Annotated in this window: 2 protein-coding genes (1 of these 2 running past the window's edge); both read right to left on the bottom strand. The window is 46.1% G+C overall.

Translation table 11 applies throughout. The features are described from left to right. Nucleotides 1–27: 27 nt before the first annotated feature. Nucleotides 28–12,816 carry a polyketide synthase PksM gene (gene pksM / locus KXZ66_RS09160; protein ID WP_219144878.1) on the bottom strand — a complete coding sequence of 4,263 codons (12,789 nt, stop codon included), beginning with the start codon at nucleotides 12,814–12,816 and terminating at the stop codon, nucleotides 28–30. A 15-nt stretch (nucleotides 12,817–12,831) separates the two neighbouring features. Next, nucleotides 12,832–17,754: the final stretch of a polyketide synthase PksL gene (gene pksL / locus KXZ66_RS09155; protein WP_219144877.1), read on the bottom strand. Its footprint extends 8,706 nt past the window's final position; the window shows 4,923 of its 13,629 coding nt (coding positions 8,707–13,629); its start codon lies beyond the right edge, outside the window; it ends in the stop codon at nucleotides 12,832–12,834.

Below are 17,754 nucleotides of genomic sequence, written 5' to 3'. Positions count from 1 at the left end.
CCTGATCTGAAGGCATCGAGAATTTCTTTATGATTCATACGATTTACTCCCTTCTATGATGTTTTGCACACTCTTAAAATCCAATTTCCCTAGCGCCACCTCTTGCATTAATCCGATGATTTGCTCGTCTGTATACGTGCCCTTTATGTGATGTGCTGCTGCGCTATGATTTTGTTTTTCCGCTTTTAAGGCCAAATGGTCAGATAGAGCTTGGACTGTCTGACATTCAAGGATTTCCCGGCCGGCCATCTTCAGCTGCGTGGTTTTTTCGATATGCCGCATCAATTTTCGGCCAAGAATTGAATCCATCCCATAATCCAGAAAGTTTCTTTTGAAATTGATTCGATCCTCAGATATGCCCAATTCTCGTGCTAAAAATTGAACAATGATCTTTTGAATATGGGTTTTTCCATTCGGCTCGTCAATCTCTGTTTTCATATCTTGTGAATGCTGTTTAACGGCCTCTGATTGCTGAGTGCCTGACGAAATCCAATACCGTTCCCTTGCAAATGGATAACCAGGTAAAGAAACCATCCGAACGTGATCGCCATCATGAAGGAGTTCCCAAGGAATCTGATATCCTTTCACCCAGCATTCCGCGATGTTTTCCAAATTTCTTTCTTTTGCGAGAGCTTGCAGAACTGCTTCATCTTGTTCTTCTAAAATCCCTTCTGTATATCCTGTATAAAGGGATCTCTGTTGGCCTGATACCCCACCATTCTTCATTGCTTCCACATATTCCTTCAATTTTCGCACCAATTGCTTCTGATTGTTTGCAACGATCGCGAGCCTTGCTTCCATGGCTTTTCTCCCAACCTGAAGCGTATATGCCACATGAGGTAAAGAAAGGTTATGATTCTGCTCCAGATACGCAATCATGCGGCAGGCAGCATCCTGAAGCCGATCGTCATTTTGGGCTGAAAGCACAATGATCTGCGGTGACCCTTGATGCCGCTGTGTGGACGGCTGATCATCCGGAATGTATTCTTCAATGACTGCATGTGCATTGGTGCCGCTGATTCCAGTCGTGCTGATCGTTCCCATCCTCGGCTTCTGATTTTTCCTGATCCACGAACGGTTTTCTTTGCAAAGCACAAATGGGCTTTCTTTAAACGGAATATACTGGTTTTCCGATTCACAGTGATGAGTGGCCGGAATGATCTGGTTTTTCATAGCCATCAGCATACTGATTAAAGCAACCGTTCCTGACGCTGCAAATGTATGTCCGATTAAAGGTTTAATTGAGCTGATCATACAGAATTGCTTCTGCTTCGTATATTTGCTGAACACGCTCGTTAACGCTTGGACCTCAAGTGGATCACCAAGATTCGAGCCGGTACTGTGCGCCATCACATATTGAATATCGAGCGGATTGATTTCATTTTTTTCATAAATGTTTTCGATCAATTCTGCCTGGCTAAAAGGATTTGGCGCAGTAATGCCGTTGGTTTTGCCATCGTAATTCACGCCGCTGGCTTTGATGCAGCCATAAATATGATCTTTATCTTCAATTGCCTTTGATAATGGTTTCAAGAGAACAGCAGCCACCGCTTCACCTGGCACAAGACCATTGGCATCCTGGTCAAACACTTTGCATTGTCCGTTCGGAGACAGCATTTCGGCCCTTGTCAGCGCCTCAAAAGACATGTGAGAAATATTCAAGCTGACGCCGCCGGCTAAAGCCATTTCACAATCCCCCTGACGCAGAGCTGAACATGCCTGGTGAATCGCCACCAGTCCAGATGAACATGCTGCTGTCAAAGCCATATTAGGCCCTTTTAAATCCAATGCGTATGCGATTCTCGCAGACAATGTGGCGTTTTGTGTTCCGTTAATGTAATCCGTATCTCCGGTTAGATGCGCATATTCCCCTTCTTCCACACCTACATAAACACCGCAGGATTTTCCTTTTATCCGATCTCCCATATAGCCGGCGTCTTCAAACGTGTGCCATGCTTCCTCTAGAAAAATGCGCTGGCGCGGGTCCATGCTTTCGGCTTCTTTAGGCGATATTTGAAAAAACAGCGGATCAAACCGGTCTATGTCCTTCAAAAATGCACCCCACCTTGGCACTGCTTTTTCTGGATCTCTGTTAGCTCTCCCCCAGTCCCGGCGTTCGCCCGGGATGTCAGAGATACACGATTTACCGTTTTTCAGATTATCCCACAGCTCATGGACCGAATCAGCTTGAGGGAACCTGCCGCTCATGCCGATAATGGCAATAGGCTCATCGTGAACCTGCCGAATGCTTTTTTTACTGGTTTCTGGTTCTAAAGCTACAGGAATTGCTGCATAAGCTTCAGGGGGCTTTTGCGCTTCTGATGCATCATCCCGGTAAAATGCTTCAATCAGCTCTTTATGATCGGTTAAGAAAAAGCCGATCAATTCTTGTAAAGTCGAATAGCCGAAAAATAAAGCCGGTGTCACTTCGATGTTGAAATGCTTTGATAACACATTCGAAAATTTAGCCAAATAGATTGAATCAAATCCGAAGTCGGCCCAATTTTTGTTCAAATTCAGCTTGTCCTTTGAAATCTTAAGCAATGTGTGAATATGCTCTTTCAAGTCGTGTTCTAAACGCTTTTCAACGCTTAACTTTTTTACCTCATCCTTGTTTTCTTGCGCTAGAGGGGCTTGAGTGGCCGGTTCTGGAATAGCTGGTTCAGTCATTCCTAAAAATCGGCTGACACGGCTGGGCTGACCGGCTATGACGAGATGCTGAGCATCCTGCTGAGCTAGGATGTGCTCAAACATACGGATGCCTTCCTCGGCTTCTAGGAAGCGTTGGCCGCTTGATTTCAGGTACATATCCGTTGTTTCCTCATCACCGATCTTCATTCCGCCATCCTTCCATACAGGCCAGTTGATGACAAACGTTTTACCGTTATGCAGCTCATTTCTGTATTGTGCGTAAGCCATCTGAAACCTGTTGCCAATCGCATAATCACAACATCCAAAATCCCCTAAAACCGCAGAAGAAGAAGAAAAATAACACATAAAATCAAGGACTTCATTTTTAAGCCATTCATCAAGCGCTATCGTGCCGTTGATTTTCGGTTCAATGATGCGCTGGAAGCTTTCGATCTTTTTGTCAAAAATAGCAGAGTCGCTTTCGATTCCGGCTGCATGAATGACACCGTTGATGGCACCGAATCGGTCTTTCCCTCTCTTTACGCAGTCTCCCATTGCGATAGGATCAGACACATCGGCTTCTGCATACATCGCTTCGCCGCCTAGATCCTTTAATTCTTTTATTTGCTTTTGCTTCTCATCATTAAAAGGCGACCGCCCTGTCAAAATCAGGTTTGCGGCATAGTTTTTGGCCAAATGCTTGGCAAATAAATAACCAAGCCCTCCTACACCGCCTGTAATCAGGTAAGTACCGCCAGACTTCAATTTGCTGTCGTCCGGTTGTAACGTTGTCTGTTCAATGTGATTTACATATCGTTTCGCATTCTGATACAAAACCGTTTGTTCAGCTGAAGCCTGTAATTCTGCCCATATATTACGTGTCCAATCATCCATCGATCCTTGTTCCGCCGGCTGAAAGATTCCAGTCACTTTTGTGTGCGGAAGGACAAGCCCGAGTGAACGTTCGAAGCCAATCCATGATTCCAGATAGCTTCTGTCAAGACCATCTTCAAAACATCCTGCCAGCAGCAGCCGTGAAGGATGAAGCTTTGCTGCGGACATACCTTGTAATAGGTAAACAATACAGGAATGGTCCTTTATACAGCGCTTGTCTTCCATAGGCCACATATAGAGGATTGCATCTGGTTCTCCAAGTTCTTCTTTAATGCTCTGGAAGGCCTTTTCTAAAGTAACGGGTTCTTGCCGCACAATCTGGTAGCTATATTCAGACTGTTTGCTGTACACTTCGCCCTGTGATATAAAAATGACCTTAGTGTCTTGATCAACGTTTTTCAGGGCTGAAGCAAATACGTTTTGCTTTTCTCTTTCAGTCAGAAAACAGATGAGCGTTTTGATACGTTTCGATGTGAGAGTAGCCGACTCTTCTTTCCACACTTCTTGAAAAGTCATAACCTTGAAAGGTTCTTCTGTTTGCTGATCATGATCCTGTTCTATAGACGCAGGAGCCTTTGCCGCGCCTGGTGCCCAGTAACGTTCTTTTGCAAATGGATATGCCGGAAGACTGATCCGGACAGGCGTTTGGGTGCCGTACAGCATGCCCCAGTCGAAAGACAAGCCTTTCACCCAAAGATCCAGCAGTTTCGTGTATTTCCCTTTGCTCATCCATGCTTCTATGATTTTTTCCGTATCCTCATCCGCTAATAAGACTGCTAACGCTTTTTTGTTATCATCGATGCGATCCAGATACAGGCTGTCTGCTTTGTTTTCGATAAAATCGTTCAGCTTTCTCTCAAGATCCTCTAGTGATTCCGCTATAAAGGCCAGCCGTTCCTCCATTGCTTCACGGCCTGTTTGCAAGGTATAGGCAATCCTGATCAGGTCTGTTTCGCGGTACCTTTTTTGTTTGATGGCTGTAAGCAGCTGTTTCGCTTTTTCTTGCAAGCGTTCCATGTTTTTGGCCGACAGCACAATCAGCGCTGGAGGATGGTCTTTCGGCGTTTGCGTCCCCGTTCTTGGAATATATTCTTCCAGGATGATATGGGCATTGGACCCTCCGGCGCCAAAACTGCTCAAGCCAGCGCGCCTAGGCACCTCTTGCTCGCCAATCACCGGGCGTTTCCATTCACCAAGTTGCTGCTGAACGACAAATGGCGTATGGCTGAACTCGATGTTCGGATTCAACCGCTGAGCATGCAATGATGGCGCAATTTGGCCATATTTAAACTGAAAAAGTATTTTTGTCAGCCCTGCAATTCCGGCTGCACTTTCACAATGACCGATATTTGATTTGCTGGAGCCGATCGCACAAAACTGTTTCTCCTGCGTATCTTTCTCAAATGCTTTTGTTAACCCCGCTATCTCAATCGGATCTCCTAATGCAGTGCCTGTTCCATGCGCCTCTAAATAACTGATGGTTCGGGCAGGAATGTCGGCGCGCTCCATTGCTTCTTTAATTACCTGTGCCTGTGCATGAGGATTTGGAACCGTGTATCCATTTGTTTTTCCTCCGCTATTAATGGCACTTGCCTTTATCACACCGTAAATATGGTCACCGTCTGCTATTGCTTGCTGCAGCGGCTTTAACACAATGGCGCCTACGCCTTCACCGTCGACAAATCCATCTGCATCATCGCCGAATGATTTACATGTATCACTAGCAGAGAGCATATTCATGACAGATAAATTCTGATAGTGAACCGGGTCGACAACTAAATTGACACCGCCGGCAATGGCACAATCACTCGATCCGCTATAGATGCTTTCCAGCGCTAAATGAATCGCTGTCAGGGAGGATGAGCAGGCTGTATCGACTGCAAGACTCGGGCCTTGGAAATTCAGTAAATAGGATATTCTGTTGGCGATAGACCAATAGCCGTAGCCGGTCGAATAATTTTTGTTCATGACTCCGGCAAAGACGCCGATTTTTCTGCTTGAACAGAGCGAGTCAGGCGTGTATCCCGCGTCTTCAATACTTGCATAAGCGGTTTGCAGAAATAATCGCTCCTGAGGGTCCATTCTTTCTGCCTCAAGCGGAGAAATCTGAAAGAATAATGGGTCAAACTTGTCCATATCCTTGATAAATCCGCCCCATTTCGTATAAATTGATCCTTCTTTTCCTTTTTCTTTATCGTAATAAGCTTTCCAATCCCAGCGATCTTTCGGAATTTCCTCAATACAATTTCTTCCTTCTTTTAGGTTGTTCCAAAAGTCTTCTGCTGTTTCCGCCTGAGGATAGCGTCCAGAAATGCCGATAATGGCAACGTCACGGCTTGCAAGAGTGTTTGTCGGTGTTTCTTTCTCCCCGCTGAAGCCAAGCTTGCGATAGCGCCGTGTTCTTTTAGCGGCCTGATCAGGTTTCTGTGAAGATTGGGTTCTGCTTTCGGCCGGTGTCTGTTGTAGAACTTGACGGTCAAGACCTGTTAATTTCATCAGCGCTTCTGTTTTTGTTTTGATGAAATGCTCCACTAATGCGTCAATGGTCTGGTACTCGAAAAATAAAGTGCTGCTTACATGGTCAAATTCTTTACGCAATGTATTCGTCAGCTGGACAACAACGATAGAATCAATACCGTACTTTTCAAGCGGTTCAGATGCCTCAATCTTTCCAGCAGGAATTTTCAACGTTTCCCCGATTAGTTTTTTCATATATTCTGTGCTTTTTTCTCTTAGGAGAGCATGTTTTGATTGTCCAGCTTCCTCTGAATCTATGGTATGAATGTAGGCTGGCTCCTGATTAGACGCTTGTGAAACAACCTTCTCCGGCAAGATCACATTTTTCATCATACGGCGAACCAGCCCGTTGCTTGAGGCTGCGACGATTTGGTGACTCAGATCATGTGCCGCCTCGGCCGGGAAAAAGACAGATTCAAAGCCTTCGCTTTCAAGTGCCGCTTTCCAGCTGTCAGGATGTAAGCCTGGACAGCCGGGAATCCGCACTGCAGGATCTTCATACAGCCACCAGCCTTCCAAAAGACCAAAGGTGATGTGAGGGAACAGGCTGTTTCCCGCCATTTCATTCAGCAGCAGCATTCCGTTGTTTTTCATTACTGCTTTTGTATGCCGCAGTGTTTGACGGATATTTTTTGTTGCGTGAAGGACATTAGCGGCAATGACGACATCATAGCCTCCCGCTTCAAATTCCTGCTGATCAATCGGTTTTTCCACATCAAAAAGCTGATATGTCAGGTACGGATTTTCCGCCCCATATTCCTTTTCTGCATGCAGCAAAAATGCTTTAGACAGATCTGTATAGCAATATTCATTGATGTGCTTTTGATATGGTTTCAGTTTTTCAAAGATTCCGGCACTCGTGCCGCCTGTGCCTGCGCCTATTTCCATAATGCGAATCGATGCCTCAGGGTCGTGCTTCAGACGTTCATCCAGATAAGCTAATAATGTATCGGCAAGCACTTTATTAAAATAGTCTGCCACTTGGTTATGCTTATAAATGCCTTCCACCAGTTCCATCGAGGAATGCGGGAACATGATATCTGTTGCAGGGACTTTCCCTGTCAAAATATCCGGTAATGCTTGCAGCATGGTCTCTGCTAATACAACCATCGCCTTTGTCTCGCTGTCTTTAAGCCACTTTTCTTTTTTCGCGTTCCATTCTAGCCAAAGCAGCTCGATATCCTCTGCTTGGTCCTTCCTCACCAATGAATCTCCAACTTTCTTAAGATAGCCATGCTGCAAGAGAAATTCGCTGCTTTGCCGAATCCATTTTCCATAAAATTCACGAGTCTTATATTGTTGAAGACGTTCAACCGATAATGTATAACCATCAAACAGCCCGGCTGTTTGCAGCTGTCCTAACAACAGCCTGTAAAGAAGATCATCAAGCTCTTCATGTGTCACTCTTTGAAATCGTCCCGTAGTCGGCAGACGCTCCATCAGGCTCTCTGCATCTGCTGAAGGTTGCTCTGGATAAAGAGTGATGAATTCATTCTGATTCACGCCTTCGACTGCTACAGGCTTTGTCGTATGAATGAAAGCTGTTTGGCTGACTGGCCCAGAAAGCAGGGCTTCCAGCGCCTTCATAGCCTCCGCAGGCTCAATTAAACCTAAGCCGATTTGATTCATGAGCTGTACATAATGTTCATCCTCAGCCGCTTCACTATTCCCCCAATATCCCCAGTTCATGACTTTTACAGGGCATGCCCAGCTCTGAGAAAGCCGGTGAGCAAAAGCATCTGCAAATGTACAGCCAGAGGCATAATGGCTTTGCTTCACATTTTTGATATGGGCTACAAGCGAAGAGAAGAATAAAACAAAATCTACATTCTCCTGGCGGAACACTTGGGCCATCCGAATACTGACATCGATCTTCGCCGCCAGTCCAGCGGTGAATTCTTCCGGCTTCATTTTTTCCAGGCTTTGCTCAAATAAAACCATCGCAGAGTGAACAATCCCGTGAATATGAGGATGGCGCATTTTCACTTGATCATAAGCCTGCTGCAATGAATGCTTATCGGCTGCATCGGCTGCAATGTAGAAAGGCTCAGGGCCAAGCGCCGAAAGTCGGTCTATTTTTGACTGGATGGCAGCATTAAGTTGACTTCGCCCAATCCAAACGATTTGCGCTTGGTAGCGGCGGATCATGTACTCACTCCACGCCTCTCCGATATACCCGGCTCCTCCGATGACCACATAGACTCCGCCTTTCCGATACAGCGTGTCGCCTGACAGTGAGTGCCGATATGGGATCAATTGCTGCTGATGCCATTGCTGATTACGATAGGCCCAAGCATGGCCAAGGCGGTCAGCTGGGAGCGCAAACATGTGATTTATCGGCCATGTGCAGCCTTTTTCAAGATCGAGAAGACGGATTTTCCAGTGTGGATATTCCTTTGCCATTGTGCCGGCAAGCCCATGAATGCTTGCATGAGCGGGTTGTACTGCTTCATGTTGCGTAACCGGCTGCGCTTGGACGGTCACAAGAGACCATTCAAGTTGTTTCTCGCCATAGCCTAATTGCAGGCATGCTTTCACAAGCTTAAATAAGTGAAGAACAGCTTCTTCTTGTCCATCACTACCTATACTTCCCCGGTGTGACGGGGCAATCCACAAAACATGGTCAATGCTTCCGTACGCTTGCAGTTTGTCCGCTATTCCCTCAATGTCATCTGCAGGCCGGATATCGATAAAGGATACTTGCGGATAATGATGCTTTATTAATGCCCGATCAGCTTCAGCAGCACCGCATAAAACAACTCGTGTACCAGCAAACGAAGCATTATCCTCCGTATCTGAAGAGACTGGTTCCCAGACAGGGATCATCATCGTATGCCCGGTCAGCTGAGAATCAGTTAATAGTTGCGGCTTTGAATGCTGCTCTCCATCAAGTGCCCGCATCGAGGCACCCTTCATTCGCACACAAACATGTCCGTTCTCATCACATAAATCAATATCATACTTTCTGACTTTGTCCTCCGCTTTACTGTCTGAACTGTATCGAATATAAGACCATATCTTCTCTGGACATGGGCTGAAAATATCAACCTCCTGTAACGCAAATGGAAGAGACAGCGTCTGAGCTTGTCCAGCGGCATTGACTGAGCTAACGATAAAACCGACTGTGGCATGGAACGCGGAATCCATCAAACTCGGGTGGAGCGCAAAATGCTGCTTGTCGTTTTTTAGAAAAGCGGGTAACGAGATTTTTGCAAGCAATTGATCTTTGCCGACATAGACTTTTTCAATCCCTTGATAGCCCTCTCCATAGTCAAGCCCAATCTTTCGAAACGCTGCATAGCATTGTTCTGACGTCACTGTGTCCAGGCTGCATTCTGTCTGTATTGATGAAAGGTTTAAAATGGAAGTGTCCGCTTCATCTGAAATGACAGCGCGGCCTTGGCAGTGTATCGTCAGGGCTTCTTCTTTATGTTCAGAGCTGCTATAAATGTCAAAGGAAATGTCCCCGTTATCCTCAGGAAAAAGGCCAATATGTATTTCTTTTGGTTCACTTTCTATCGTGATAGGCCGCACCCACACAATGTCTTTAAGCGACACCACTCTTTGTTCGCCGTCCAGATCGCCTGCAGCTTTTTCCGCTGCTTCCCTTGCCATTTCTAAATAGGCAACGCCCGGCAAAATCTTCTGTCCCTGTACAACATGATCTGAAAGGAAAAATTCCGTGCCTGTAAATACAGAGCTAAAGCGCTGCTCAGTAAAGTCTGATGTATTGCGGTGCACCAGCGGATGTAAGATATGATTCACAGTGCTGGTTTTCATTTCAGGAACCGGGATCCAGTAGCGCTCCCTTGCAAACGGATAGGTCGGAACACTGATCTTAAGCGGCTTGCGATCTCCGTATAGATCGTCCCAGGTGACCCGCTTTCCTTGAACCCATGCTTTCGCCATTTCCATCATTTCGCTGTCTTTTATCAAATGGTTATTCAGCGCATTTACCGATGTCGGCCCAGCCGCCTCCTGATTCTCCTTGGCTTGTCCGGTCCAGCAGCCCTCGATCTCTTCTTCTCCATTGGCAAACGCCCGAAGTTTAGCCGTTAAATCTTTTATGTCTTTTACGATGAAGGCCGCACGCTCCTCCATTTCAACCCGCCCTGCCTGCATGGTATAAGCTAACGCTAAAAGATTGACGTCCTCGCTAAGAAAATCAAGAAGTTTAAGAGCGTAAGCCTGCAGACGATCTTTGTTTCTCGCAGACAAAGGTATCACTATTTCTTCATTTTTCGTTAAAATCGTCTCTGAATGGCTCTCTGCCGGAATATATTCTTCCAAAATAAGATGCGCATTTGATCCTGAAGCGCCAAACGAACTTAAACCGGCACGGCGGGGATATGTGACGTCCACCCCGTTTTCTGTAAAAGATGGCTGCTCCCATTCCTTTGTTTCATGCTGGACAAAAAATGGGGTTTGATCAAGCTTCAAATAAGGATTCAGCTCTTCTGAATGTAATGAGGGCACCAAGGTTTTATGATGCAGCTGCAGGACAGTCTTCGTTAAGCCGCTAATGCCGGCTGCAGCTTCAGCATGGCCAATATTTGATTTCACAGAACCGATTGAACAGAATTGCTTGTCCTGCGTATTGCGGCTGAAAGCTTTTACTAACCCCTGTATTTCAATCGGATCTCCCAATGAGGTGCCAGTGCCATGGGCTTCAACATAGCTGATGGTGCGCGGATCAATTCCTGTTTTTTCTAGACATGCTTCGATTACATCAGCTTGAGCTACCGGGCTCGGTACTGTAATCCCGCTTACTTTCCCTACATGATTTATCGCACTGCCTTTGATGACAGCATAGATTCGGTCACCGTCCTGTTCAGCTTTTCGCAGCGGTTTTAGCAATACTGTGCCGACACCTTCTCCAGATACGTAGCCATCCCCGCCTTTGCCGAAAGTATGGCAATAGCCGTCACTTGAGTGCATCCCTACACTGCCATAGCTGATATATTTAGCCGGATGCAGTGACAAATTGACGCCTCCGGCAAGCGCGGCCTCGCATTCTCCATTCCGGATGCTCTCTATTGCCAGATGAACCGCAGTTAATGAGGAAGAGCAGACCGTGTCCACCGCCATGCTTGGGCCGTGGAAATTACAATAGTAAGAGACCCTGTTGGCGATTTGCGCATAATTCAGCGATAAAGGAAATGGATTGTGTTCTGATAGAGCTTCAGCTCCTATAAGGGAATAGTCCTTATGCATAACGCCGGCAAACACACCGACATGCTGTCTTTTATTTTCTCCCTGCGGTGAAGCAATTGTCTCTGGTGTATAACCCGCATCTTCAATAGCTTCCCAGCACGTCTCTAAAAATAACCGTTCCTGAGGGTCCATCATTTCCGCTTCACGCGGAGAGATTCTGAAAAATTGAGGATCAAAACAATCAGCATCCTCGATAAACCCGCCCCATTTTGACAATGGCTTGCCCGAAGGTGAATCCAGTCCATTGTTTTCTTTCCATTCCCAGCGTGAGTTTGGAATCTCTGTGATGCAGTCGGTACCCGCTTTAAGCTGTTCCCAAAATTCCTGTATATTTTTCGCCTTAGGATAGCGTCCCGCCATTCCGATAATGGCTATGTCCTCCCCGATCTCTGGTGAAGAGGTAACACCATCAATTGGTAAAGGAGATTGGCGGACAGCATCGTCCGCCTCTCCAATTGAATAGTGATCAGCAAGATGAGCAGCTAGTTCTGCAATTGTTGTAAATTCAAACAGCAGTGTCGGAGCAAGATCCGCTCCAACCTTATCTCCAATTTCCTGAACCACGGTAAGCAATGACGGAGAATCCAGACCAAGCTCATAGTACCCAGCGTGGATATCCATTTGTTCTGCCGGCCTTTCAAGCTGCTTAGCAAGCAGCTGACGCAAATACATTTCAAATGCGGGATAGTCCCGACTGATGTTCTGAGAGATAGCAGCTCTTTCTTCTTGAATTTCTTGTGCGGAATGAAAGTCTGACATATTCCGTACAGACTTGCCTGCAAATTGTTTCAGCTCGGCCACTTTTTGTCCTGCTGAATTAAAATATTCAATCGTCATATAAATGAGCTCTTTCTTTTGGCGCACAGATGAGGAGAAGATCCGTGCTGTACATCCTTTTTGCAATCGTTCTGAAGCAGAAAACGATTCATAATACAATGGCAGGTACATCGTTTGATCTGGGAGCAGGCAGCTTGACCCTATGCCGCTCCCGTCAATAAGCGTCGGATGAAACAGAAAAGCTTCAGAATGGCGCAGGGCTTCCTGTCCAACTGCTAAATCAATTAAAGCACCCTCTTTGGTTTCATAAATCTGTCCTTCCGCCTTCATCATGCCGGTATGCACTAACTCTTGAGAGCGGCATTGTTCATATATTTCATCTAAATTCAGAATCCTGTCAGCTGTATTTTTCCAATGATTAAGGTCTATTGATTCGGCAAAAGAAGCTTGCTCTTTACGATGCATGTCAGCAGTCACATATTGTCTCTTGTCAGATAGCGACTCTCCATGCTGTTTTTGTCCGTCGATGATGATGGACCATGTCCCTTCCTTTCTTTCAGACACGTGAATGGTCAGGGCAATGTCATATGACTCATCTGCGATCAAAGGGTAAAAAATGGTCAGGTTTTTTAATTCAAGCTCTTGGTATGCATAACCATGTTCCTGGAATACTTGGTAGATTAAATCTATATAAGCAAGGCCGGGTAATAACGCTTGTCCATATACCTTGTGGTTGGACATGATTGGATTATTTAATGAAATATGCAGTTGTTCAGTTATCATTTTCCCACTCCTCTCTTATTTGAAAGTTTTCCAAAACATATCTTTAGAAGCCCCTGTGTCTGAATGCACTTTTTCCTGCACGTTTTGAGCTGATGGTTTGATTAAAACGGGCTGCCTATTTAATTCCGGCAAAGGCAGAGGTTTTCTTCTAATTGGACGAGCAACCGATTCATTCCAGGCTTCTATAATGAGATGGGCGTTCGTTCCGCCATCTGCAAAACAATTAATTGCCGCAGCCGGCGTTGTCTCCTTCCACTCGGCTTGCGATCTGCTGAAATACAAATCTGTCTTTTCTATATCAAAATACGGCATATTTTCATTACCTGACAGGAATGGAACCAATTGTCTATTCTTCAGCATTAAAGCTACTTTAATCAGGCTCGCAATCCCCTCTGCACATAATGGATGGCCGATGTTAGGTTTCACCGATCCCAGCCCTAACGGAGCATTTGATTCAGAACGGTAAATGGACTGGATTGCCTTTAATTCAAGTAAATCTGTTACTGCCGACCCCGATCCGTTCGCTTCGAGATAGCTGATCTCTTCAGTCTTTTTGCCGCTTTTTTCAAGCGCTGACAGCATGACGTCCTTTTGTGCCTCGAGATTCGGAGATGATGGGCCAGCCGTTCTTCCATCATTATTAATTGCTGCAGCCTTAATGACTGCATATATGGAATCTCCGTCTTCAAGCGCTTGGCTGACGGTTTTGACGAGAACCATGCCCACGCCTTCTCCTAAAATGACACCGTCTGCCCGCTTATCAAAAATATGGAATGACGGTTTGTCACATAAAAGTCCGCGCTCATAAAACATTCGATGCGCATCAGCATCAAGCAAACTGACGCCGCCTACAACCGCTGCCTCAATATCTCCGCTTCGCAGAGCCTGAATGGCCATATTCAGCCCCACCAGCGCAGAGGAACAAGCTGTATCCAGGACAATACTCGGTCCCTTCAAGTCAAAAAATTGTGAAATGTTAGCTGCTAAATAGTTTTGTCCGCCAGCGACTATCGGATTTCTTGCTTTTGAAAGACTGACCGGATCAGGCTTGTGCTGGCTGCGGCCTCCTATATAAACACCAGCCCTCATGCCTTTCACTTCTTTCTCTGTATAACCGGCGTGATACCACAGCTTCAAGCTTTCCTCCAATACAGCCAAAGCTTGAGGGTCCATCGCTCTGACATCGTTTTCGGACATCATGAAGAAATCATGATCAAATTGGTTCATTTCATCAATGAGGCCCGCGTAATTTGAGCTGGAGTTCCCGAATCGTTCAGGCGGAACAGGCACAATCGCAGACCGTCCATCACGTATTAGTTCCCAGTATTCCTCTAGGGTTTCTGCTCCTGGGAACCTGCAACTAAGACCGATGATAGCGATGTCCTCAGCAAGAAGTGCCGTTTTTTCATGGCTTATCTGTTGCGGCCGCTGTTCTGGCACCAGCTTCTGTTTCATTGCTGATTGCGGCTTGAGAGGTGTCTGTTTCTCAGGAACAGATGGCTGTAAAACAGCTGATATGTCATATTTCGAAATGAGCCAGTGTGCAAAGGATTCTATTGTCGGGTATTCAAACAAAATTGACGGATCAATATCTCCATTTAATTGTTGGTTCATCTGCTGTACCAGCTGGGCCAATATAATCGAGTCGATTCCGTATTCTTGGAAAGGTTCATCCGTTTCAAAGTCTTCTGCAGCTATTTTCAGTTCATCTGAAAAAAGAGTTACGAGCCAGTCGACTGTTTCAGGGAACAGGTTGCGAGTGCCGGTTTGCTCTTTCGTCTCAGGATGCGAGAGAGCTTCGACAGGCAGTGACGGCTTCATTAGCTTATCCGGCTTCCAAACGTTTGTATCTGGTACTGCCGGCAGCACGACAGCATACTGTCTGTCTGATAGAATCTGGTCAAGCAGCTGTAATCCCTCGTCGTTTGTCAAACTGATCAATCCAGTTTGTTCTAAAGCTTTGCTTCGAACCTCGCCTAAACCGGTCTCCTTCCAGTTAGGCCACTGAATGCTTACAATGGGACATTTATCTTGATGAGCCTCCGCAAAATAATCCATAAAAGCATTTGCCATCGCGTAATCAGCTTGTCCCGCTGCTAGTGCAGGGATGGCCGCTGATACTGATGAAAACAAGGTGAAAAACGCCAATGGTTCATCTTGAAGCAGGTCAAACAACGTTTGCAGACCTTCGACTTTCGGTTCAAGCACCTGTTCGATCTCTTCTAGTGATTTTCTGATAAAAGCCGGGTTTTGTTTGTTCACCATCCCGGCACAATGGATGACTCCGCCAATCGCCCCCATTGTTTCGTGTATTGTCTTCAGGCTCTGTTCGACAGCAACCCTGTCTGTCAGATCCAGAGACAGCACCTGAACTTGCGCACCCATGTCTTCTAGCTCTTGAACGGCTTTTATTTTCTCGGCAAGAGAGGCCATTTTTACCGAATTCCACTGGTCACGCGGCGGAAGCTCTTCACGACCGATAAGGACCAGCCGCTTAACGCCGTATGTTTTCACAAAATGCCGCGCACACAGCAAGCCGAGACCTCTTGTCCCGCCTGTAATAAGCAGGACTTTGTCTGTTGAAAACAATACTTGCTTATGACTAAGAGCGGCTTCTGCTGGCTGCTCTGCCAAATATGCGCGATATCGCTGTCCGTTTCGATAACAGACTTCTGCTTCTGTGCTCTTGGCATAAAACTCCGCTGCAATCAGTCCGGCCAGCTCCTCATGAGAGGCTTCGCATTCCATATCTGCATGTCTTGAAGTAAGGTGGCTGTACTCGCTTTGAAGCATGCGGTATAAACCGGCCCGCGAAGCACCAGACAAATGAACAGCGTCATTTGCATAGGCCTCCAGCCCCTTTGTTACACCCAAGATCGTCAAATGATGCTTGCTTGTACGTCCTTGCTCAATCAGCTTTTGGAGCCAGTTTATCCAGCCCATAGAATGCTCATGGCTCATTCCGCACCCGATCAGATCGATTGCTCCAGCAACGTGTTCATTGTCAGCAGCAGATACCCGATCCAGCTCTTGGCTGTCAAATATACGGTAATTCGAGAAATACGTCGAAAGCTCTTCCGCTAATGCCATTGTCTCCTCATTTGCCAAAATCGCGACGATTTGATTCGTCATTTTGGCCGGTTCAATCGGACAAGGCTGCCACTGTTTACGCAGAAAGCAGCGCTTTGGCATCAGTTCGGATTGAGGCAGAGCTGTAGCAATGGTTTCGGGTTCACCTTCTTGAGTTGGCAGCCAGTAATACTCTTCCGCGAACGGATAAGCAGGCAGGCTGATTCGGCGAGGCGTGTATTCTCCATAAAGCTCATTCCAATCTATCTGCAGCCCTTTCACCCATAGCTCTGCTACTTTCTCCAGCCTTTTTTTCTCTATCCATGTTTGCAGCAATGCTTTGGCATCATGATCCGTTTCAAACAGCTTGATTTCGCTCTTCTTCGTTTTCACGTGAGCAGCAAATATGCTGCCGTTCGGCATTTCAGCCAAATAATCATCTAAAGCTTTGATCAGCATTTCTCTCGAATCCGCCAAAAACGCCATGCGATAATCCATTGCTTCCCGGCCCGTCTGAAGTGTGTATGCCATATCCTCCAGATCGATATCTTCATTGGAAGTTACGAAATCTTTCATTGCTTCCGCATAGGCCTTCAATTGCTTCTCTTTTTTCGCTGAGAGTACAAATAATGCTGAGCGGTGCTGCTTTGTTAATCGATCGTTCCTCTTGTCAGGCTGATATTCCTCTATCACAATATGGGCATTCGTTCCGCTATATCCGAAGGAGCTTACACATGCTCTCCGCGGTTTTCCATCAGCCGTTTCCCAAGGCTTAAGCTCCGTATTTACGTATAAAGGAGAATGCTCAAATTCAAAATGCTCATTCGGTGTCGTGAAGTTCAATGTCGGCACAAGTGTTTTATGATTCATGCACAATAACACTTTTTGAACCCCGGCTACTCCTGCCGCCGCGGATGTATGACCAATATTGCTTTTGACGGAACCGATTGCGCAAAACTGCTTTTTGTCTGTTTTTTCTTGAAATACGGTGGACAGAGCTTCTAATTCAATTGGATCGCCTTGTTTTGTTCCTGTGCCGTGCATCTCGACATAACTGATACTCTCAGGATGTATGCCGTATGTTTCATATATGTCTCTTTCCAGATCCATTTGGCTTTTTGCACTCGGTGCCGTGATTCCGTTTGTTTTCCCGTCCTGATTAATACCCGAGCCAATGATAATGCCATAAATATGGTCACGGTCCGCTTCTGCATCTTTCAGCCTTTTCAGAACCAGCGCACCCGCACCCTCGCCGGGCACAAAACCATTCGCGCTATTGTCAAATGCTTTACATTGTCCATCAGGTGAAAGCATGCCGGCCTCACACATACTCATGTAAGATTCCGGCGTCAGGTATAAGCTGACCCCGCCGACCAGCGCCATATCAATTTCTTTGTTTATAAGTGCCTGGCGCGCTAAATGTGTGCCGACCAATGAAGATGAACATGCGGTATCAATAGGAATCGCTGGCCCTTTTAAATTAAGAAAATACGGAATACGCGCCGCAGCGATCGCAAAGCTGTTCCCGGTAGCATTTGCTCTTGCCTGCCGGTTCAGCATAACTCCATATTCATTGCTCATAATCCCAAGATAAACGCCGCATTTTTTCTCATTTAATGTTCGGGCATTATATCCGGCATCCTCAAAGGCTTTATAGCCTTCCTGCAAAAAGATTCGATGCTGCGGGTCCATCAGTTCCGCTTCTGATGGCGGAATATTAAAAAACAATGGATCAAAATGTTCAATATCATCCAGCATCCCCATTGATTTGCAGTAGACTTTCCCTTTTTTGTTGAGGACAGGATCATAGTATTTGTCTACATCCCACCGTGATGTTGGAATGTCCCGAATGGCATTTCTCGCATGAAC

It is taken from the genome of Bacillus sp. LJBS17, assembly GCF_019334685.1.
Lineage (GTDB): Bacteria > Bacillota > Bacilli > Bacillales > Bacillaceae > Bacillus > Bacillus subtilis.
Note: the sequence above shows the minus strand (reverse complement) of the source record. Positions and strands in the feature narration are given on the sequence as shown.

What these genes read in the sequence shown, in the direction of transcription:
- pksM (WP_219144878.1), bottom strand. Translation starts at nt 12,816, where the DNA reads ATGATAACTGAACAACTGCATATTTCATTAAATAATCCAATCATGTCC.